The organism is Parapedobacter tibetensis (assembly GCF_024704835.1).
Lineage (GTDB): Bacteria > Bacteroidota > Bacteroidia > Sphingobacteriales > Sphingobacteriaceae > Parapedobacter > Parapedobacter tibetensis.
Genome location: NZ_JAMXBE010000001.1, coordinates 281507 through 302832, shown reverse-complemented (window position 1 = coordinate 302832; position 21326 = coordinate 281507). Strand labels below are relative to the sequence as shown.

Genomic DNA, 21326 nt, shown 5'->3' with positions numbered 1-21326 from the left:
GTGAGGTTAGAGACTTATGACTTAACAGGAAATCTTATCAACCCTATTGGCATGGCGGCCACCCTCAAAATCGGTGGTCAGAAATTTGTCAATGATAGCCTTAGCCTGTTCGATATCAATAAATCGGGCAGGGATACATACGATGTTAGCATCGTTGTGCTGCCGGGCCAAAGTAGCCAGTTCCTCCCGCCAGCAGATGGCCGCGCGGATACCCTGGTGTTTGTTTGCCGTGATGGCTACCCCATTGGCGCTACCGCAAACCAGTATCCCTCGGTCAAATTCACCTTGCTCCACCGATATGGCTACCGGATGGGCAAAGTCGGGATAATCGACCGAATCGGCTGCGTATGTGCCGAAATCCTTGATGGCATACCCTGCATCTTCGAGGAATTGCACCAGCGTCGACTTGTACTCAAATCCAGCATGGTCGCCACCGATAGCAATCGTTTTTCGTGCTGTCATGGTCTTGTTTGTTACTTATTTTCTCCTTTATAGAAATCCACATCTGTTTTCATCCGCTTCTTGTATACACGGGCTGCCACGATAATGCTTAGTTCATACAGCAAGAACATGGGTAAGCTCACCGTAATCATGGTAATGATATCTGGTGTTGGCGTGATGATCGCAGCGACGAGCAAAATGATAACCACGGCATAACGACGGGATGCCCGCATGAACTGTGGCGTCATGATGCCCATTTTCGATAGGATATAAATTATAATTGGCAACTCGAATATGATGCCACAACCCAACGATAGTGTGGCAACAAAAGATAAATAGTTGCTGATCGTAATGGTATTGGAGATATCATCACTTATGGAATAATTAGCCAAGAAGTTGATTGCCAACGGCACAACAATATAATATCCAAACAATACCCCCAACATAAATAATATAGTGGCATAGAAGACAAAGCCACTTGCAGATTTACGTTCGATCTCGTTAAGCGCGGGTTTCACGAATAGCCATACTTCATACAGGAGGTAAGGAAAACCTAGCATTACGGCGATTAATAGGGAAGAATTGATCTGCATAATAAATTGCCCCGCCATTTGGGTATTGATAATGGTACCGGGGACTTCAGTGACGCAAAACCCTTCGATATTTAACAAAGCGCCAATCTTGCACATCATGCGATAAGTCCAAAAATCCGGACTTTTCGGCCCCATGATGATATCGTCAAAGATAAAATCATAGAAGGCAAAAGCCAGTACCATAAAGATCACCACCGCAATAGCCGACCGAATAAGGTGCCATCGTAGTACTTCAAGGTGGTCGAAAAATGACATTTCGGCCTCGAGACCCTTGCCTTTATTCTTGATGGTATCGATTAGTTTTTTTCCGGATAATTTGCTCATGATGACGATAAAAAGCAAAAATACCATTCCAATTGATAAGAATGGTATTTTTACCATGTATATTACATTTATTCGCTTAAATCAAATGTTTCCATAAATTTGGTCGTGAAATTGCCAGCCCTAAAATTGGGATCGCGCATCAAACGGATATGCAGAGGGATGGTCGTTTTGACTCCTTCAATGATAAATTCGCTTAAGGCACGCTCCATGGTCGATATGGCTTCTTCCCGGGTTTGGGCTGTACAAATCAGTTTGGCGATCATGGAATCATAGTTGGACGGGATCATATATCCAGAATAAGCATGGGTATCCACCCGTACACCATGTCCGCCCGGTGAGTGGAAATTAGTGATTCTGCCGGGGGATGGCCTGAAATTGTTGAACGGGTCTTCGGCATTGATACGACATTCAATAGCATGCATCGTGGGCTCGTAGTTATTGCCCGAAATGGGGATGCCCGCCGCTACCTTAATTTGTTCCTTGATCAGATCGAAGTTGATGACTTCTTCGGTAACGGGATGTTCCACTTGGATGCGGGTATTCATCTCCATGAAGTAAAAGTTGCGATGCTTGTCGACCAAAAATTCAATGGTACCAGCTCCTTCATAGCTGACCGCCTTGGCTCCCTTGATGGCGGCTTCACCCATTGCCCTGCGCAATTCGGGGGTGATGAAAGGGGAGGGAGCCTCTTCAATCAGCTTTTGGTGGCGCCGTTGAATGGAGCAATCACGTTCGGAAAGGTGGCACACCGTCCCATATTGGTCGCCCACCACTTGAATTTCGATATGCCGTGGGTCTTCAACGAATTTCTCCAGATAGATGCCGTCGTTTCCGAAAGCGGCACCGGCTTCCTGTCGCGCGGAATCCCAAGCAGGCTCAAATTCCTCGTCTTTCCATACAATGCGCATACCTCGTCCGCCACCACCGGCCGTTGCCTTAAGGATAACTGGATACCCAATCTCATTGGCTATTTTTATGCCTTCCTTTATATCTTTGACCAACCCATCCGAACCGGGAATGGTGGGAACACCAGCAGTTTTCATGGTATCCTTGGCCGAGGACTTGTCGCCCATTTGCTCGATTTGTTCGGCTGTGGCTCCAATGAACTTGATGCCGTATTGCCTACAGATGGATGAAAACCGGGCGTTTTCAGAAAGAAAGCCGTATCCGGGGTGTATGGCATCTGCATTAGTCAATTCGGCGGCGGATATGATGTTGGGTATATTGAGGTATGATTCTTTACTGGCTGGGGGGCCTATGCAAACGGCTTCATCCGCAAAGCGTACATGCAGGCTGTCGCGATCGGCCGTAGAATACACCGCTACGCTTTTGATGCCCATCTCACGGCAAGTACGGATGATACGCAATGCGATTTCCCCTCGGTTGGCTATTAGTATCTTTTTGAACATGAATTAGCTATAAATCTATGGGTAGTGGATGATTGCCGTACAACGTTTGTATAATAATAAAATGGATTTAGCGAAGTAGGGTTATTTCGGTTCGACCAAGAATAAGGGTTGGTCATACTCTACTGGCTGGGCATCATCTACCAATACCTTTACTATTTTTCCGGATACTTCCGACTCGATTTCATTGAAAAGCTTCATCGCTTCCACGATGCATACCACTTTACCGGCGGTGATTTCGTCCCCGATATTGACAAATACGGGTTTATCCGGACTTGACGAGCGATAGAAGGTGCCGATCATGGGCGATTTTATCGTCACGTAATGTGAGGTATCTTCTGCCTTGGTGGTCGCGGGTGGAGGTACTTCCACCGCGGTAGACACGGTTTGTGGTGCGGGAGGCGCTGTCGGTGCGGGAATCGTCGCGGTTACATAGGTTGGCTCATGGGTTGTTTTTATCGTGATTTTGAAATCTTTCTCTTCGATAGATACTTCATTCACTCCTGATTTAGCCACAAACTTAATCAGGTCTTGAACTTGTTTGATATCCATGCTCATTGTCTAGTAGGTTATAATAGTAATAATAATCAAAAATATAATCTAATCTATTATTTAACAATTAAATTGGGATTTATTTTTCATCCACAAAATTGCCTTTTTAAGGCGATGAAGCTTGCCTGCTTACCGCAGTCAGGTTCCGTATGCCCATTTGAGATATACGGAACCCCAAGTGAATCCTCCACCGAATGCTGCCAACACTAGGTTGTCCCCCTTTTTCAGTTGGTTTTCCCATTCCCACAGGCAAAGCGGGATGGTGCCGGCGGTGGTATTGCCATAGCGTTGGATGTTTACCATCACTTTTTCTTCACCTATGCCCATGCGTTCAGCTGTAGCATCGATGATGCGTTTGTTGGCTTGGTGAGGCACTAGCCAAGTGACCTCGTTTGCGGTAAGGTTGTTGCGCTTCATGATGTCAGCAGCAACTTCAGCCATGTTGGTCACCGCGAATTTAAAAACTGTACGTCCCTCTTGGTATGCGAAATGCATAGCTGCGTCTACCGTCTGATGGGAAGCGGGATATAGCGAGCCTCCGGCTTTGATGTTGAGGTAAGGACAGCCTGATCCATCACTCTTGAGTATAGAATCGATGACGCCCAATCCCTCTTCGTTTGGTTCAAGTAATACAGCACCGCAGCCATCGCCAAAGATGATGCAGGTGGTGCGATCCTTATAGTTGATGATGGAAGACATCTTGTCTCCGCCTACCACCAATACTTTTTTATGCTTACCTGATTCGATGAATTGGGCACCCGTAGTCAGTCCAAAGATAAAACCCGAGCATGCTGCCTGTAAATCATACCCCCATGCATTCACAGCGCCTATTTTATCGGCTAGGATATTGGCCGTGGCTGGGAAGGGCATATCCGGGGTGCAGGTGCAGAAGATAATCAGGTCGATCTCCTCGGCCCCGATACCCCGCTTTTCCAGCAAACCCATCACAGCGGGTACCGCCATATCGGATGTGGCCTTGCCTTCTTCTTTCAGTATCCTCCGTTCTTTGATGCCTGTACGTGTCGTTATCCATTCATCATTGGTGTCCACCATGGTCGCAAGTTCATCGTTGGTAAGGATATAATCCGGTACGTATCCGTTTACAGCCGTGATGGCAGCATGAATTTTTGACATAATTGCGTTTAATTGAAAGCGGATTTGATTTTTTCGATGATATTGGATTCAATCATGGTTTTGGAAAGCAAAACCATGTTCTTGATGGCTTCGGGGCTAGAAATACCGTGGCCGATGATGACGGGTGCGTTTACTCCTAAAATGGGGCTTCCTCCATATTGTTCATAGTTGAATCGGTCGAAAAACGAGTCGTTGAACCCTTTTTTCCGTGTCAACACATAAAAGGATTCGGCAAGCTTGAGTACCACATTGCCCACAAACCCATCGCATACCATCACCTCGGCCTTATCATCAAACAGTTCTCGTCCTTCGATATTGCCTACAAAACGAATGCGTTTGCTTTCCTTCATGAGGGGATAAGCAGCCAATGTGAGCATGTTGCCCTTCTCTTCCTCTTCTCCAATATTGAGTAGGCCCACGGAAGGATTTTGGATGCCATAAACATGTTCGGCGAAAAGGCTGCCAAGCAATCCGAACTGGGGAAGCATTTCAGGTTTACAGTCTGCATTGGCTCCCACATCAAGGAGGATGCCGAAACCACTCTTGATTTTGGGTACATTGGTAGCAATGGCCGGTCGAATGACACCGGGGATCGTTTTCACGCTGAATACCGATCCAACCAGCATTGCTCCTGTATTGCCGGCAGAAGCGAACGAATCGATCATTCCCTCCTTAAGCAATTGAAACCCTTTGCTGATGCTCGAATTGGGCTTTTGAGCAATGGCCTTAGTGGGATGTTCGCCCATGCCAATGTTATCCGGCGCATGTACGTATTCAAAAAAAGCAGGATTTTCGCCTGCTTGTTCAATGCGTTGCTTAGCAATGTGTTGGTCGCCAATGAGTACGATTTTCTGGTTTTCCGAAAGTTGCTTCGACGCCAGGATGGCCCCTTGTATGGTGGCTTCAGGCGCAAAATCCCCTCCCAGTATGTCTAAACCAATCTTCATCCGTTATTGTTTTTTAATCCAATAATACGCAAAAACACCCCAAAGTAACGCATAAAAAACCAGTTACACGTTATGGGATGTTCAATTTTTTGAAAGGTCAAATTAGACGGAGGCAGTGTTTTCGATAATCAGTTTGCCATTGTAATAGAGGTTGCCATCTACCATATATGCGCGGTGTGGCAAGTGTACCGCACCGGTTTCCTTGCACGTCGTCAAGCTAGGTCGCTCAGCTTTATAATGTGTCCTTCTTTTGTCTCTCCTTGATTTGGAGGTTTTACGTTTCGGATGTGCCATCTCGTACTGTTAATTTTGATTATATTTTATATTTTTCAGTGCTTCCCAACGGGGATCTGTTTGTTTTGTTTCCTCTTGCTTCGATGTAAGACCATTCAACTTGGCCAATACCGTTTCATCACATTTGATGTTGTCGCCTTGTTCACTGCACTTGATGTAATGCGGTATGTGTACGTTGATGTATTCATACAGCAACCCGGCGATGTCCAGCTCATGCTCATGTTTGGCAAGCACGATAATTTCCTCAGTACTTTCAGCCATGTCTTCATCCACAAATTTGACAATGAGTCTTTCCTCAATGTCAGTCTTAGCCTCGAAAGCTGACAAGCATACATCACATGTGAGTGTAGTGGTACCCGTAATATGGAACCGCAGCACCATCATGTTTTCCTGCTTGTGCAAATTGACCAGAACGTTAAGATTGCCATTTTTTATAATGGAGTATTCATAACAATCAAAGAACGCCTTGTCAATGTCAAACTCAAAGTCGTGCGTGCCCAAACTCAACCCCGAAAAAGGGATTCGATATCGCTTCAAATAATTCACCATCCCACAATTGAGCCTGCAAAGGTAACTATAAAATGTAAGATATGAAATTTTTTGTAAAGCTTATTTGATTATGGAGCACATCAGCCTTATCCGTGTTTAATCGCCGTAATATTGCTTTCCGAGTTCGATGCGTTCCCGGCCATTCGCTAAGCGCCAATGGTTTGTATCGCGCAGGGAATAGGCACATCCGCAATACTCCTGCATATAGAATTGCTCCCGCTTACTGATTTCCAGCATACGTGATGAGCCGCCTTTTTTACGCCAGTTGAATGTCCAGTATGTGATACCGGGATAATGCCCCGCCGCCCGGATACCGCAGTCATTAATTTGGTCGAAATTTTTCCAACGGGAGATGCCCAACGAGCTGGTAATTGTAGGGAATCCGTTTTCGTAAGCATAGAGGGCCGTGCGTTCAAAGCGCATGTCGAAACACATGGTACAGCGGATGCCACGCTCGGGTTCCTGTTCCATCCCTTTGGCACGGCTAAACCAGTTGTCTACATCATAGTCGGCATCCACAAAAGGGATATTATATTTTTCGGCAAAGCGGATATTCTCATCTTTACGTAAGTCATATTCCTTACGGGGATGTATGTTGGGGTTGTAGAAGTAGATGGTAAAATTGATGTCCGAAGCTATCATTGCCTCCATCACCTCGCCGGAGCATGGCGCACAGCAGGAGTGCAATAGCAATTTGTTTTCACCATTGGGCAATTCCAGTTTTTCCCGTTTGAATTCCGCGTTATCCATCTTGATATCAACTTGTTTTGATGGTGCAATATTACTAAAAAAGAGGGGTTATTGCAAATTCATGAGGATGGCTAATTATCATCGTTTATCCTTAACTTTGCGTAACTAATACATTTCATGGAGCTAAAATAGAAACGTTATGTCAAACGTTGGAATGATCATCGAAGAAAGGCCGGCTAATATCGGCAATTTCATGGTGGGCCGCCTCCTGCCTTTTCGGGGTAAACGGATGGTGGGACCATATATTTTCATTGACCACATGGGACCTGCTAAGCTTAACGATAGGGAAAATGTAGATGTGCCCCCGCACCCACATATTGGGCTATCCACGTTGACTTATCTCTTTGAAGGCAGCATGCTACACCGCGATAGCTTAGGCACGGAAGTGGAAATACAGCCCGGGGCGGTCAACTGGATGACGGCGGGCCGTGGCGTCGTCCACTCCGAGCGAACCCCCGAATACCTGCGCCATTCGGATAAAAACCTGCATGGCTTGCAGATCTGGGTGGCCATGCCAAAGGAACTAGAAGACACGGACCCCTCCTTCCACCATGTGGAGGCCAAGGACGTTCCCTATTGGGAGGAGGGTGATGTGGCATTCAGGCTTATTGCTGGGGAGGCGTTCGGCCGTAGATCGCCCGTACCCGTATATAGCAAGCAGTTTTTTCTGGAAATCCATAGCACTACCAAGCAACGGCTGAGCATTGGCCATGAACTGTTTGGGGAGTCGGGCCTGTACATACTCAAAGGGAGTATCGAAAGTGATGGACATACCTATACACCCAAACAGGTTTTGGTGGCCAAAGATTCCACGTTATGCGAGTTTACCATCAATGAAGATACCAGTGTCTACATTTTTGGAGGTGAATCCTTCCCTGAAGAACGCTTCATCTATTGGAATTTTGTGTCAAGCAGCCGGGAGAAAATCGAGGCGGCGAAACAACGGTGGCTGGAACAACGGTTTGACCACGTACCGGGAGAGACGGACTTTGTGCCGTTGCCGGAGCAAACGACTAAAGCCTCATAGGTTTCTACCCTGAAAATTCATAACTTTGTCCAAAACCCTGTTGAATGAAGAAATCGCCTAGTTTTCTGGTGGTGGCGCTTGGCATGTTACTGGCCGTTGGTGGTTGCATACGCAATGACGACGAACCTATATTGCCTACGCGGCCCATAGCCCGCTTATACGTATCTATCGAGAATTATAATGATGTGACCGATCCATTGGCAGGTGCTGTCAGAAATGTTGTCATCATTGATCCGGCTGATTCGACGGTGTTCGATTCACTCAGATTCGATTCTGGCGCAATGGGTGGCAGCGGCATCCATTTTAACCCATTAGCGGGTAGGGTGTTTCAGGCCGGACGATTGGATACGACCATCCGGTTGATGACAGTAAGTAATTTGGGTGTATTAGCCACTTCAGGCAACATTGGCAACAGCGTCCTTGAAAGGATGCGTGGTCTTGTCTTCCATCAGCCTTCCCAGATGCTGTATGTGGCTAGCAATACTACAACAAATCGGATTTTCGGCTTTTACCAACCCATGAACCGCAGGGGGTTCACCATTCCCGACAAGGATTTGCAGCTGGAAACCTCCATGCGTCCATGGGGGCTTGTAATGTGGGGTGATAATTTGTTGGTATCCAATGCAGGGGTAAATGGGGGGGTGTCTTTGTATGAAAATTTATCTCAAGCTGACTCTGTAGTAACGAATTTTACGGCCATTTCTACGATACGTATAGAAGGAGCCACGAGCATCCGCGGCATTGCGTTCATCGACTCACTGGATATTTTGGTCGCAGCTGATTATGGAACACAAGAAGGTACGGATGATGGGCGTGTGTATATTATTGAAGGCATAAAAAGCTACTTGGCCCAACCGTCGCCCACGGTGGTACCCACGCGGACAATTAGCGGATCGGCAACGGGCATATTCAAACCGGTCGATGTAGCCATAGACCCAAGGGAGAATAAAAAGACAATTTATGTGGCAGATCGAAAAAATGGCAATAATGGTACGGTTTCAAAGTTTAACCTATCAGACAATGGGAATGTGGCCCCGCAACATGCGCCGATAACATTCCAAGATCGCGTACCATTCGGTATCTTCCTCGATGCAAGAGGCTCCGCGCAATAGGGCGCCATTATGAAACGAGATCCAACATCCTATTGATTTCCTCCGTTTTGCTGGCATTGCTGGCCTGTGAATAGGCGGCTACTAAATTGCGCAATACCCGTGCGATAATATCGAGATTGCTGCACGGCATGATAAAATTATCACTAGGGGAGAGGTTGAGCTGTTTGAGGAATGCAATGACATCATGCCGGCCAAATATTTGGCCGCGGTTGAATGCATTGATATAAAACAAGATTCCATGTTTGTTTTCCACCGGGGTATGGTCTTCCGTATAAGCCAGAATGAAATGCTTAGGTAGGTTTACCCCATAGATAGGAATGTCAAGTTTCTGGGCAATGATGCTGTAGATACATGCCAAAAGAATGGGATTGCCTTTGCGGGTTTCCAATACCTGGCCAATGTAAGAATTTTGCGGGTCGTGGTAGTTGCTGGTATTGCCCGAAAATCCATGGGCATTGTAAATGATGTTGTTGAGCAGACGCACCTTTTCTACTGCGCTCATGCTGTAAATCATCTCCAGCCAAGCATCCCGTTTGATGGCTTCGATCTGGTTGATGACTTTCTGCTCATCCATATCGGGATACTGGTATTTGTTCACAATAATTAGGCCCTGCAATAAATCGAATGAACCGCTCAACTTCCAAAGTTCCAGTTCTTGAAGCACATCTTCAAATTGTATCTTATGAATGAGGTTTTCGATACGTGCCTGCAACAGCATGTCAAAAGACTGCTCCCACACAGACTCCAACCGTGTGATGACGGCTGGTCCCATGGTAATCAGTTTTTGCTCCACATGCTGGAATACTTCGGCATCCGGATCGTCGAGCAATTTGATTAACGAATCTAATTCTACCTCATTCATCATGATACACAAAGTTACAAAAAACTTGCCGATTACGTTTACCTTTACCCACGAAGGTAGTCACATATGCCGTAAGAGGCATTCCTCTTTATCAAGAAATAAAAAAATCTTTTGAATGAGGGTAAAGACTAGCTAAGTTGTCATAGCTCATGAAAACGTGATAGAACAGGGGAAAGGGAGGAAATGATTATATGTATAACGCTAAATGGAAGTAAATTTGGCCAAAAATGAAATGCCAGTAAACCTCGGTCATGAGACTGCTTTTGAAGAAGCATTTAAAAGCAATTTCAAGGCATTACATGCCTATTCGTATACCATCCTACAGGATGAAAGCATGGCAGAAGAAATTGTACAAACCGTTTTTTTGAAGCTATGGGAAAACAGGGAACGGTTGTCAATACATACTTCGTTACGGGCATATCTGTATAAATCAGTATACCATGAGAGCCTGAATTACCTGAAACATAAAAAGGTTCAACAAAAATATATGGAGGGAGCGGTGGTTGAATATAAGCAAAAACAAACGGAGATGGATATGGAAGATAAGGAACTGCGTCGTCACTTAAAAGAGGCACTCCGGCAGCTTCCTGAAAAATGCCGCACTGTTTTCCAACTTAGTCGGTTTGAGGAACTGAAATACCAGGAAATCGCAGACAAACTGGGTATTTCCCTTAAAACCGTGGAAAGCCACATGGGAAAGGCATTGAAGTTATTGCGGCTGAAGCTGTCGGATTTCCTGCCTTTTCTGATTATTGTACTACCCATTATATGAAGCTATGGATGAAGTTTTATTGACAAAATATTTGCTGAAGGAAACGAGCGAGGAGGAAACCGCCGCGGTTCGCAAGTGGATTGCGGCGCACCCAGATAACGAGAAGCATTATTCACAACTCCGATTGGTATGGGATGCTAGTCAAACGCTCGCGGGCAAAAGTGATGTGGATGAACATGAAGCATGGCTGCGCTTTATGCAAAGGCGGGAACGTGTAAATCCCTCCCTCAGCTGGCAATCTAAAGGTCTGATCCGGCGTCTAGGTTGGTTGCGCATTGCCGCCACACTCATCTTCGTGTCAGGAGCCAGCCTTATTGGCTATTACTTCCTGGTGCAAAATGGGAGCCAACGATATGGATCGACCTATGAAACAGCCAACGCGGTAAATACAGACACCCTTGCCGATGGTTCAATAATCACGCTAAACAAATATGCTACGTTGCGGTTTTCCCAAGGTCCTTTCCAGGGGAAAAGGCTGGCTGAACTGCGTGAGGGGGAGGTGTTTTTTAGGGTAGCGCCAAACCACAATAAACCGTTTGTCATCGAGTCGGGGAAAGTAACCGTCACCGTTCTCGGTACTTCATTCCACGTAAAACGGAAAGGAGATGAGACGGAGGTTATCGTAGAAAGCGGACAAGTAAAAGTGGAAGGATTGAGTAGGATGGTGGAATTGGGGCCACGACAAAAGGTAACGATCAATACGCAAACCCAACAGTTTGACGAAGGTATGGTGGATGACCTACTTCATAATTATTATGTAAGCAATCAGTTTGTGTTGGATAATACGCCACTTTGGCGTGTTGTAGAAGTCTTGAGAGAAGCTTATGGCGTAGAAATCATCATAGTTAACGATAAAATCCGTAACTTGCCGATGACCACAACCTTACACCAGAATACCTTGGAAGATATGCTCCATCTCATTGCCAAGACATTGAGGATAACCGTGGAGAAACAGGGAAACAATATCATATTGAAATAGTTCAGATCACTCAGAATGACCATAATCCCTTCCTTCAACATGCTATTTGTTAGGTTGTTTTTAACCTGTTCACCGCTTGCATTAACAGCGGTATGCACAGCACAGAACTACCTTATGCGTGAAATCACCATTGAGGATATCGGCAATCAACGTGTTGGAGATTTATTGGATGATATCAGCAAAAACCAAGGGTTCTATTTTGCCTATAACAGTAACGCTATAGCGGCCGATAGTGTCATTACGTTATCGGATTTCCGGGGTAGACTTGTGGATTTCCTGGAAAGTACCCTTGGCCGTGATTATGAATTTAAGGAGAGCCCCGGATATGTCATCATCCGCTACGCACCTGGCTCCATGGAATTGACCTTTCACGTTGAGAAAGATCGGGGGAACCCCCTGGTAGTGGAAGGAAAAATCAAAGATGCAAGCAATGACAAGGGTGTGCATCTTGCTAGCATTTATGAACGGAACATATTAGTATCTACGCTTTCCGATCCTGGGGGGAATTTCAAATTGACAATCAAACGACCGGGCGAAACCATATGGCTTACCATTAGCAAGGAAAACTACCGAGATACCACGGTAATGTTGCTACCTCCCGTGCAAGTGAAACCGAAAAATAAATGGAGCCGTTATAGATATTATCCAGATGATAGCGAGGGCAGTGGGTTGGAAGGTACGGCATTCGGCCGATTTTTCATCAGTTCGAAGCAACGCATCCAAAGCGTCAACCTTGGAGGATTTTTTGCATATAGTCCCTATCAAGTGTCCGTCACACCTGGATTAAGTTCGCATGGCATGTTCAATAGCCAGGTGGTCAACCAAGTATCGCTGAATCTCATCGGTGGGTATACCGCAGGGGTAAATGGGGTTGAGATTGCTGGCGGGTTCAATATCAATCAAAAGGATGCTAGAGACCTCCAAATAGCAGGTTTATTCAATGTGGTGGGCCGCCATGCCCAAGGGCTGCAGCTGGCAGGAGCATCTAATATCGTCATGCACAGCGTTTCCGGGATGCAGCTGGCCGGGTTGGGCAATTGGGGTAGCGATGTAAAAGGAGTACAACTATCCGGCATGTTTAATGTTGCGGAGAATATACGCGGTATACAGGTCACTGGTGTAATAAACAAATCCGTTGGCGAAACGGGTAATCAGATTGCGGGTGGCGTGAATATTGCCGGTAAAGTTAAAGGCATCCAGTTGGCGGGCTTGGTAAATATGGCCGATAGCAGTGACTACCCCATAGGACTTATCAATCTTATTAAACAAGGAAGCAAAGGGCTTTCTGTTGCAATGGATGAATCGAGCATGGCACAGGTTGCTTTCCGCTCTGGTGGCCGCGTGTTGTATGGGCTGATTGGTGCAGGCTATTACTTGAATGGAAACCCAATGAAATACGCTATCGAAACAGGAATAGGAGTCCATATTCTGCGGCGGGGACCATTCAACCTTGATGCCGAAATGGTCAACCGGGCCAGCACGGATTTCAAGAAACATAGCGAGCCCAGATTATCATTCAGGCTGCTTTCGCAAGTATACTTGGGGCGGCACTTGGGTATCATAGCTGGGCCGACGGTTAACTATACCTATCCGGATAAAGGAGCTACGGTATCCTCCGTTATCCCCGGATGGAAATGGTACCATAATACGGAGACGGGAAAAGCCCTGTACATGGGTATATATAGTGGGTTGCTTTATCGCTGGTAAAATGAATGTTTCACAACTATACATCAAGGGCTTGAACAAAAGCCAAAGTTATTCAGCCGATTGGCGCTCACATGTGATGGCTCTTTTAAAAGCGACATTTTATACCGCCATGCAGATTCCCATTACACTGCTCAGCCTACTTCCATACGCTTTATTACGAGCCACCATCGGCCGCTGCTGTTATTTTTTGGCTTACTCCATTATGCGGTACCGTTACCATGTGGTGCTTCAAAACCTGTCGCGTTCTTTTCCCGATAAACCTTATTCGGAAATACATGCGTTGGCAAAGGGATTTTATTGGCATTTTTCCTGTCTAGTGGTAGAGGTTATCAAATCGATTTCCATTAGTAAGAGACAGTTGGCTGCCAAGATTCGAATAACCAACATGGATTTAATAAACCAGTATCAAGCCGAGGGAAGGCCCATGGTAGCCTTACTTGGTCATTATGGTAATTGGGAAAGCCTAAACATCCTTCCCAGCAAACTTCCATTTCCGGTAAATGCGTTGTATAAACCACTGTCTAATACGATGCTATGCGGCATTGTGAGGCGCATTAGGTCGAGGTTTGGGATGCAGCTCATTCCCGCAGGGAAAGCCTTAAGGCAATTGGTGAAGGCGAAGAATGATGTCTCCCTCAACCTCTTTATCGCCGATCAATTCCCAGGTTCGAATAAGGGATGTCAGTTGGAGTTCCTGAACCAAACTACTTCCATGTTTGATGGTGCTGAAAAGTTGGCCAAAGCCATCAATGCAGTGGTTTTTTATATCGAACTGGAAAGGAAACCCGACGATGGTTGGGATGTGTATTTTTCCTTGATTACCGATAAGGCTAAAGATACGGTAGAAGGCGAGATAACCCAATGTTTTGGGGAATTGCTGCAGCAAACCGTCAACAAAAATCCCACTTATTGGTTGTGGTCGCATCGCAGGTGGAAATGAAAACCCCATTGCATGAAGCACATGAGGGTAGTTTCCCTTATCTTTGCCAGCATGCATTCATGGCGCTTTTACCTTGATTACTTTATGCACTTCCTGTCATCCAAAACAAGACATGGTACACATTCGCCTTTCGTGTATTGCTTGGTGGATGAAGTGGTTTATGCTAAGCGACGATCAAATGAGGCACAGGATAAGGTCAAACGGCTAACGGCTCGACTGACAGCATGGATTAAACCCAAACAAATATATAAGTTGGGTGACCAGTTGCCCACAGGACAATTGGATTTCATCCTTATTGAAGGAAAAAACACCGAAACGACATCCCACCAACTTCAGCTACTTTGGCCTCAATTGCATCTGGGGAGCGTGCTAGTTTTGAGCGGTATATACTGTAATGCGAGCATGAAACGGCTTTGGCGATCCATGAAAACCAAACCAGATGTGACCGTTACGATCGATCTATTCCACCTTGGCTTGGTGTTCTTCCACTACGGGCAGGCCAAGGAGGATTTCAAGATCAAGTATTGACGATATGGAATCCATTTGATGGTATCGCCTATGTTATATATCCGATAAGCGACCCTTATCCGTTTTCCCTTTGGTACATAGACACGATGTAGCCGTTGCATATACCATCCCTATATCCTATAGTATGAACGTAGAGGTAACGGAGGGAGATTGGAGGGGCATCGAAGATATAACGGATTTCTAACGGACTTGAACGGACTTTCAACGGAGTCTGTACGGACTTTATATCAGATTTTTTATGAGATTTGGATGGAGTAAGGTATCTTTACCTCAACCGGAATGGATGATTATGCAAAGTTACGAAATCCGCCCAAAACTGCCGATTTAAGATGTCCGAAAAGAATAAAAAATCGATAAACTACCGGTACAGCGACGAGACCTTAAAAACCAGTAAGGAATTTAGCTACGCCACGCGTTTAGCCTCCGCGCTGAAAACGGCATTGTCTCCACTGGTGTTTGGCAACTATGGCAATGAGCTGCATAAACGGTTGCAGTCGCGCATTATCGCGGTGCTCAGCACGGGGCCGACTGAGAAGAAAGGCGAGCGGACATTGGCTGATGGAAATTTAGCCTTGCTAAAGGGGTTGGAGCTTAATCCGTATACCAGTTTTTCATGGCTGACACATGCCATCTTCATCAAGGCCGATATTGTCCCGATACCGGACGGGATCAAGATTCAATTGCCCGCCATGGGCAGGGATAACTTCAAATGGCCGGAAAGGGGGGCAGAGGCTTATCTTTCTATACGTTGCATAGTGCTGGATGTCCGGGAATTAACAGTTGATGTTTATGCCCTTGAGCCGTTGGCTTTTGCTTACGGCCATAAGAAAAAACAACAGCAGCGGTCGGCCGTGGTGCCAATCGAGAACATGGAAGACCGCTTGGCATTGGTAGCCGTAGGTGTATCATTCCTCCGGACGGATGGAGCGGGCGGCGATGGATTGATAAGCAACAATAGGAAGTATTACGCCGCATATCTGGCAGAGGCGGCGTATGTGAAGAATGGTGAGGTGGTCGTGTTTGAAGGGGAGCAGGCCCCTAAAACCGCGTCTCAACCCGAAGCTCCAAACGTAAAGATCGTCAAATGGGATGAGGATTGAATGTTTTGCACAAGAAAATTTTTTTCGAGCCTGAGTATTAGGCTTTTGGCGGTTAGTTTGGTGAAAAATATATTTTTGATATTGTTTTATATATCAAAAGATAGTATCTTTGTTTCGTCAACTTATTTGTTAAACTTAAATCTACTAAACCATGGAAACGAAACAAACATCGTTAGATCAAACGCATTTCAGGTATTTAAAAGCGGAGGAGATTGAGAATCCGTTTATCTACATCAATGAGTTTTGTGAGAAGGAGACGGAAATGTACTACTTCAGGAGGGACACATTGTATCTGATAAAAACCGCATTTTCTTACGACGAAACGTTCCTTGCGGGGTGTAACTCAAACTATGCCTACAGCCAAAAGCAGCTCATCAAGGTTATTGAAACTATGTATGTTCTGCATCACGCTGATATGGACTTGAAACCGGGAAATATCCGAAACTATGAAAATAGTTATAAATGCCTGGAAAGGGACGAAAGAAATAATCTTCGGGTATTTCTGGATGATTTCTTTGGATATAAGGATTTGGATGGATGGCATGAACTTTTGGATGATTTGTTGATTTATGCCTATAAAGAGGGGGGTGAAGGTTTTTTTGACTATGCGGACAAACCGTTTAAAACCATGGATTACTTTGAAAAATTGGTGGAGGCGATTTTCCTTATATATGAAATCCGGCACTTAAAGGATAGTTATCCCAAAGCGAGTACTGATGCAATCAAGGAAACTATTCATGCTACCGACAAAGGAGAAAGCGATGGTGGCATCGGATGTGATTGTTAACCAAGTTTTTTAAGATTTCAATATATCATTAATCTAAAATTTATCAACATGGACTACAAAATTTTTGCAAGGCCGGTTTTTACATAGGAATTGGATACCTGCTTAATTAGAAAATCACTACTTTTCCAAGTAATTATTGTTTTTTTATATTGATGTAAATAATGTATTACGTTTCCGCTGATATGTACTATTGGCTTGTAAATTACCTATTTTCGAGTTGACTTAAGCTTCTGCCTTCTGAACCGTTGGGCTTAGCAATACTAATGTGATATAGGAGATGAAGAGGTGGAGCTGCTCTGGTTTTGTATTTTTTTACCTTTAAATACTATATTTATGAAGTGCCTAAAGCAATTATCGATTTTTCCATTTTATCTTTTATTGATTGGTTTTGTCTTGTTTTCAGGATGCAAACGTGATGCTCCGCTACCCAAAGTGGACGGGATGCGTAGCGTGGCATTCAGGATATCGGGCTTTGAAACCAGCGTTTCTCCGCTCAGTGGGCGAGAGGTAGGTTCCGAAAAGATCGCATGGAAAGGCGCGGACCTCATGGCCCTGAAGAACATCGAGCCTGACCTTGAACCGCAATTCCTTTATTATTGGTCGTTCAACGACGAAACGCTTGCGCCTGATATCGCCGTAGATGAAGTTGGGGCAGGGATATCGTTTGAGGCAGCGGCAGAACAACCTTTGTACTATGCCGGTTTTGCTTTTGGGCCCTTCGCAGCAGGTCAGGCCATGAGTTTACGTGGCGCAAGTAGCATGGAAGTATCATTGCCATTGACAGGGGTGCCTGCCTTGGAATCCTTTGCATTTGATATTAGCAGCTCGGATACGGGGCCGAAGGATTTTTTATTATCCTATTCCACAGACGGCGGCACTACGTATGAAGCCCTCAGCGCAACAAACCAGTTTGAAAACATGGGGAGTCAGTCGCGGAATACGTACAGCGTTGATCTCAGTGGTTTTTCGGAGATGGTTGGAGCCGCAGTATTGAAACTGAAGTTTGAATTTCTTGCCGGTAATCGTGATGAGGCTAGCGATTACAATCCAACGCAGGGAACAGTTAGATTTGATAATATCCGTCTGTCTGGCGTCTATAATGCCGAAGGTGGAGGAGGCAATCATTCGGCACCCAGCACCTTGCAATATTACGTTTTCTCACAGGAAGATGGAAGTATGGTGCAACAACGGCAAATGCCAATGAGCGAACTGCAGGATGGGCTGCTCGAAGTGCGCTTGGAAAACGGAATCTACGATGTGCTTTTCGTGGCTTATCGTTCAGATAAAGGTGTGTTGTTGCCGCAAAATCTGACCAATGCCAGTCAGCTCTACCTTGGCCAGCATTTCGATGATCCCGAAGCTGTCATTTATTCCCTGCTCATGGAAAGTATAGAGGTGGATGATCAGGATACACAAGAATCGGCGGTCTTGAAAAGATGCTATAGTTTGGTGGAGTTCAATTTTACAGACCACCCAAGCGACCTGCTGACGGTTAAAGAAATTGTACTGAAGCGGCTACATGAGGATTTTTTCTATACACCTTTCGGCATTCCGGAAAATATACCAATGTCTAATGCGCAGTCTATCACATTTGGTAATGTTTCTGCATTAATTGAGTTCAATCAATTTTTAGGGCAGTTAACTGATTTAGAACAGGTAAGTTATGAACTTATCGCTTACGGAGAAGACGGTGAAGTGCTGAATACCGTGGCCGTGTCTCACCAAATACCTAATAACGTGCGTTTGGTTTTCACAGGGCGCTTGCTCGGTGATATCGGTAGAATTAATGGCTTTGACATTGCAATTGGCACAGATTGGGACGATACGGTGGAGGGGAGTTTCTGACCTTCAGCCCTCGACACTCGCTATAGCTATTTCCATCAAACCGAGTTTGGGCAAATATCTTAAGCAATGTTGGTATGATAATCCTGATGAACCTAAACAATAATGGATGGTCTCGGTTTACTTTATAGCGGACCACATTCGATAGGAGATAATGATGACATACTTAAATGATTTTTTTGCTGATACCCCTGATATTGTATGGAACCTGCTGATAATCGGTTTGGCCATCTTAGCCGGATTTTTGCTTAAAGTGATCTTGATTCCTTTGTTGAGACTAAAAGCCATCGATGATGGTGTGTATTCACTTTTCAGGTCAGCGGTAAGGCATCTTAATAAAATAGTGAATGTCTTGTTGCCTCTGTTGTTTTTCAATTCGCTCATCCCTTTTATGCGGCTTTCGGCCGAGGAGCATAATCTAGTCAATAAAGCGATTGAAATTGCCCTTATTTGTTGTTTTTCGGTTGTCTTGATCCGGATTATTCGCATTGCGGAAGATTACTTTAATCATCGGTTTGATTATCGTATGTCAGACAATCTCCGGGCAAGAAAAGTCCGCACGCAGATTCAGTTTATCCGGCAATTGCTTATTGTCATCGTTGTGATCATCACCGTCGCGATCATATTGCTTAGTTTTGATAGCATGCAGCGCATCGGAGCGGGCTTGTTGACCGGCGTGGGACTTGGTGGGATCATCATCGGGTTTGCGGCACAGAAATCATTGGGCAATTTATTGGCGGGATTCCAGATCGCCTTTACACAGCCTATTCGCATAGATGACGTGCTGGTCGTGGAAGGGGAGTGGGGAAAGATTGAGGAAATAAATCTTACATATGTCGTACTCAATATCTGGGATAAGCGACGGTTGGTATTGCCCATCCAGTACTTTATTGAAAAGCCTTTTCAGAACTGGACGCGCACGTCGGCCGAGATGTTGGGTACGGTGTCTATTTATGTAGACTACACGGTACCCCTCGCACCTTTACGGGAAGAATTGAGCCGATTGCTCAAGGGCCATCCGTTGTGGGACGGCCAAGTGGACATATTACAGGTCACTGATTTAAAGGAACGAACCATGGAAGTGCGGGCGCTTATGAGTTGCCGCAATTCAGGAGACGCTTGGGATTTGAGGTGCTACATCAGGGAAAAACTCATTGACTTTATACAGGCGCATTACCCAGAAAGCTTATCGAAAACCCGAATAGAAATGGATAATCCCTTGTCAAATCATCCCCCGGAGCTAGTCCATGGTGCATAGTAAAATCTATTGCGTATGATTTTTAATCAGGCTCAGAATGCCTCACTCAAGGACAAGTAAAACCCTCCCTGCCGCTTTTCTCCGGGGCGTTGTTCACCAAATCCGTAATCTAGCCTTACGCTGCTGTTGTGCTCCAGATCGAAGAAATACCGAAGGCCACCGCCATATGACGGCACGAAACGTGCATGCTGCAAGCCATTTTGATACGTAGAGCCTGTACTGGCAAAGGCGGTAATTCCCAGGCGGGGGTGGAAGCGATAGCGAAGTTCGCTTTGTGCGGCAAGCAAGCTGCGGTCGCGGTAGCGGCCAGTGTAATACCCTCGCATCATCATGTCGCCACCCAATTCACGATACACATAAAATGGCACCCGTGGGCCAAAGGATGTCTTGTATAGGACATTCAGCCCCAAGGTGAGCTGTCCTGTTAGCGGGAAGAACGCACGCAGGTCAGCATCTACCATGCTTCCCTTGAAATGGCTGCCTCCCCCAAATCCGGGAGAATACGCATATTTTAATCGTGCATAATAGCCTTTGGTCGTATACGTATTAATATTACGTGTATCATACAATTGGGAGAGGCCAAACAGGAAATGCCAGCCCCCCGTCTGTCCATATGGTGGCAAGCTGTCGAATATTCCTCCACGTTCCTTGTCGGAAAAGGAGAAATTTTCAAAAGCAAAATTGAGACCCGAGTAATAGTTGGGTGCCAACTTACGTTCGCCTTCCAGCCTGACACGTGCCAGTTGCATGAGTACAACATCCTCATTCTGTTGGGAGGTTGCATTGCCCAGCCCGTAAAAGTTGAACGGAAAATTACGGAAGCGTAACTCGCTGATGTAATGGTATTGATTGCCTGTGGTCCAAATATCAGATTCCAGTTTAAGGTTGGTCTGCCTTTCGGTGGTGAATGTACCGATGAAGGTGATGTTTGAGGTTCGGATCGTGGTGTCTGCTTTGTTGAGATAAAAATTGTAGACACTGGCCAGGCCAAACTCTAATCCCGTTTCCTGGGCATACCCCAATGCGGGGATGACCATAAAGCCTGCCGACCGTGTGCTGTCTTTCTCTGTGGAAACAAACCGCTTGATAAGTTTGTGATCCCAAAGGCTTTTTTGCTCTTGTGCCGATACAAATTGAAACGACATTCCCAAGCATATTATGCTAACGAAACAACGTAATGCAATCCTCATAGCTCGATTTTGTCCGGCGAAGATACGGTTTTCTTGCCCCCTTTTAATTTTTGTAAATTTTTTTTGAATTAATACAAGTTTGTATATCTTTGCAGTCCCTAAAGGAAAAGGGGTATTTGGGAGTAGGATTTTGAGGTGAAAGATTGCCTTTGTTTGGCTGAGTAAAGCTGTATGAACTAAAGCAGTAACAATAGGTGGACGGTTCAGGAAATGCCTAACAAGCGTGGGAAGA

The 21326-nt window shown here is 45.5% G+C and carries 22 protein-coding genes; 11 read left to right on the top strand and 11 right to left on the bottom strand.

The genetic code is table 11. The features are described 5' to 3' along the window. Nucleotides 1-21: 21 nt before the first annotated feature. From rpiB to NF543_RS01180, 9 genes are all read right to left on the bottom strand, one after another. A complete protein-coding gene (gene rpiB, locus NF543_RS01220) occupies nucleotides 22-462 on the bottom strand; it encodes a ribose 5-phosphate isomerase B (protein WP_257666258.1) in 441 nt (146 codons plus the stop codon). A gap of 11 nt (nucleotides 463-473) precedes the next feature. After that, nucleotides 474-1358 (bottom strand): twin-arginine translocase subunit TatC, encoded by an 885-nt coding sequence (gene tatC / locus NF543_RS01215; RefSeq protein ID WP_257666257.1) that lies wholly within the window; start codon nucleotides 1356-1358, stop codon nucleotides 474-476. Nucleotides 1359-1426: 68 nt separating this feature from the next. Continuing rightward, the gene (accC, locus tag NF543_RS01210; RefSeq protein WP_257666256.1) at nucleotides 1427-2767 is read right to left on the bottom strand and encodes an acetyl-CoA carboxylase biotin carboxylase subunit; all 1341 of its coding nucleotides are present in this window, start codon (nucleotides 2765-2767) and stop codon (nucleotides 1427-1429) included. Nucleotides 2768-2848: 81 nt separating this feature from the next. Continuing rightward, nucleotides 2849-3322: an acetyl-CoA carboxylase biotin carboxyl carrier protein gene (gene accB, locus NF543_RS01205; RefSeq protein ID WP_257666255.1), complete on the bottom strand. Its 474-nt coding sequence runs from the start codon at nucleotides 3320-3322 to the stop codon at nucleotides 2849-2851. A gap of 132 nt (nucleotides 3323-3454) precedes the next feature. Next, nucleotides 3455-4450 carry a beta-ketoacyl-ACP synthase III gene (locus tag NF543_RS01200; RefSeq protein ID WP_257666254.1) on the bottom strand — a complete coding sequence of 332 codons (996 nt, stop codon included), beginning with the start codon at nucleotides 4448-4450 and terminating at the stop codon, nucleotides 3455-3457. A gap of 8 nt (nucleotides 4451-4458) precedes the next feature. Beyond that, nucleotides 4459-5397 (bottom strand): phosphate acyltransferase PlsX, encoded by a 939-nt coding sequence (gene plsX / locus NF543_RS01195; RefSeq protein WP_257666253.1) that lies wholly within the window; start codon nucleotides 5395-5397, stop codon nucleotides 4459-4461. Between the two features lie 102 nt (nucleotides 5398-5499). Then, nucleotides 5500-5691 carry a 50S ribosomal protein L32 gene (gene rpmF, locus NF543_RS01190; RefSeq protein ID WP_257666252.1) on the bottom strand — a complete coding sequence of 64 codons (192 nt, stop codon included), beginning with the start codon at nucleotides 5689-5691 and terminating at the stop codon, nucleotides 5500-5502. 9 nt (nucleotides 5692-5700) lie between these two features. Continuing rightward, nucleotides 5701-6240 carry a YceD family protein gene (locus NF543_RS01185; RefSeq protein ID WP_257666251.1) on the bottom strand — a complete coding sequence of 180 codons (540 nt, stop codon included), beginning with the start codon at nucleotides 6238-6240 and terminating at the stop codon, nucleotides 5701-5703. Nucleotides 6241-6336: 96 nt separating this feature from the next. Then, nucleotides 6337-6990: an epoxyqueuosine reductase QueH gene (locus NF543_RS01180; RefSeq protein WP_257666250.1), complete on the bottom strand. Its 654-nt coding sequence runs from the start codon at nucleotides 6988-6990 to the stop codon at nucleotides 6337-6339. 139 nt (nucleotides 6991-7129) lie between these two features. Here NF543_RS01180 and NF543_RS01175 point away from each other — a divergent pair, with 139 nt between their 5' ends. Together NF543_RS01175 and NF543_RS01170 are read left to right on the top strand one after the other, a co-directional pair. Continuing rightward, nucleotides 7130-8017 carry a pirin family protein gene (locus NF543_RS01175; protein WP_257666249.1) on the top strand — a complete coding sequence of 296 codons (888 nt, stop codon included), beginning with the start codon at nucleotides 7130-7132 and terminating at the stop codon, nucleotides 8015-8017. Nucleotides 8018-8061: 44 nt separating this feature from the next. Further along, complete coding sequence (locus NF543_RS01170; protein ID WP_257666248.1) at nucleotides 8062-9129, top strand: NHL repeat-containing protein; 1068 nt, start codon at nucleotides 8062-8064, stop codon at nucleotides 9127-9129. Nucleotides 9130-9136: 7 nt separating this feature from the next. Here NF543_RS01170 and NF543_RS01165 read toward each other — a convergent pair whose 3' ends face one another. Further along, the gene (locus NF543_RS01165; RefSeq protein ID WP_257666247.1) at nucleotides 9137-9994 is read right to left on the bottom strand and encodes a transglutaminase-like domain-containing protein; all 858 of its coding nucleotides are present in this window, start codon (nucleotides 9992-9994) and stop codon (nucleotides 9137-9139) included. Between the two features lie 202 nt (nucleotides 9995-10196). Here NF543_RS01165 and NF543_RS01160 point away from each other — a divergent pair, with 202 nt between their 5' ends. The 9 genes from NF543_RS01160 (at nucleotide 10197) to NF543_RS01120 (ending at nucleotide 19904) form a co-directional block, all read left to right on the top strand. Beyond that, nucleotides 10197-10763: an RNA polymerase sigma-70 factor gene (locus NF543_RS01160; RefSeq protein WP_257666246.1), complete on the top strand. Its 567-nt coding sequence runs from the start codon at nucleotides 10197-10199 to the stop codon at nucleotides 10761-10763. 4 nt (nucleotides 10764-10767) lie between these two features. Then, entirely contained in the window at nucleotides 10768-11742 is a 975-nt protein-coding gene (locus NF543_RS01155) for a FecR domain-containing protein (RefSeq protein ID WP_257666245.1), read from the top strand. 114 nt (nucleotides 11743-11856) lie between these two features. Beyond that, nucleotides 11857-13449, top strand: coding sequence for a hypothetical protein (locus NF543_RS01150; protein ID WP_257666244.1), 1593 nt, complete (start codon nucleotides 11857-11859; stop codon nucleotides 13447-13449). Nucleotide 13450: 1 nt separating this feature from the next. Further along, complete coding sequence (locus NF543_RS01145) at nucleotides 13451-14389, top strand: lysophospholipid acyltransferase family protein (protein WP_257666243.1); 939 nt, start codon at nucleotides 13451-13453, stop codon at nucleotides 14387-14389. Between the two features lie 12 nt (nucleotides 14390-14401). Then, nucleotides 14402-14917 (top strand): hypothetical protein, encoded by a 516-nt coding sequence (locus tag NF543_RS01140; RefSeq protein ID WP_257666242.1) that lies wholly within the window; start codon nucleotides 14402-14404, stop codon nucleotides 14915-14917. A gap of 329 nt (nucleotides 14918-15246) precedes the next feature. Further along, on the top strand, nucleotides 15247-16017 hold the full coding sequence (locus NF543_RS01135) for a hypothetical protein (RefSeq protein WP_257666241.1): 771 nt from the start codon (nucleotides 15247-15249) through the stop codon (nucleotides 16015-16017). Between the two features lie 151 nt (nucleotides 16018-16168). Continuing rightward, nucleotides 16169-16804: a hypothetical protein gene (locus tag NF543_RS01130; protein ID WP_257666240.1), complete on the top strand. Its 636-nt coding sequence runs from the start codon at nucleotides 16169-16171 to the stop codon at nucleotides 16802-16804. A 333-nt stretch (nucleotides 16805-17137) separates the two neighbouring features. Continuing rightward, nucleotides 17138-18649 carry a hypothetical protein gene (locus NF543_RS01125; protein ID WP_257666239.1) on the top strand — a complete coding sequence of 504 codons (1512 nt, stop codon included), beginning with the start codon at nucleotides 17138-17140 and terminating at the stop codon, nucleotides 18647-18649. A 151-nt stretch (nucleotides 18650-18800) separates the two neighbouring features. Beyond that, on the top strand, nucleotides 18801-19904 hold the full coding sequence (locus NF543_RS01120; RefSeq protein WP_257666238.1) for a mechanosensitive ion channel family protein: 1104 nt from the start codon (nucleotides 18801-18803) through the stop codon (nucleotides 19902-19904). 32 nt (nucleotides 19905-19936) lie between these two features. Here the strand turns inward: NF543_RS01120 and NF543_RS01115 are convergent, their stop codons facing one another. Next, nucleotides 19937-21049, bottom strand: a complete 1113-nt coding sequence (locus NF543_RS01115) for a BamA/TamA family outer membrane protein (RefSeq protein ID WP_257666237.1) — start codon at nucleotides 21047-21049, stop codon at nucleotides 19937-19939. Nucleotides 21050-21326 lie beyond the last annotated feature (277 nt).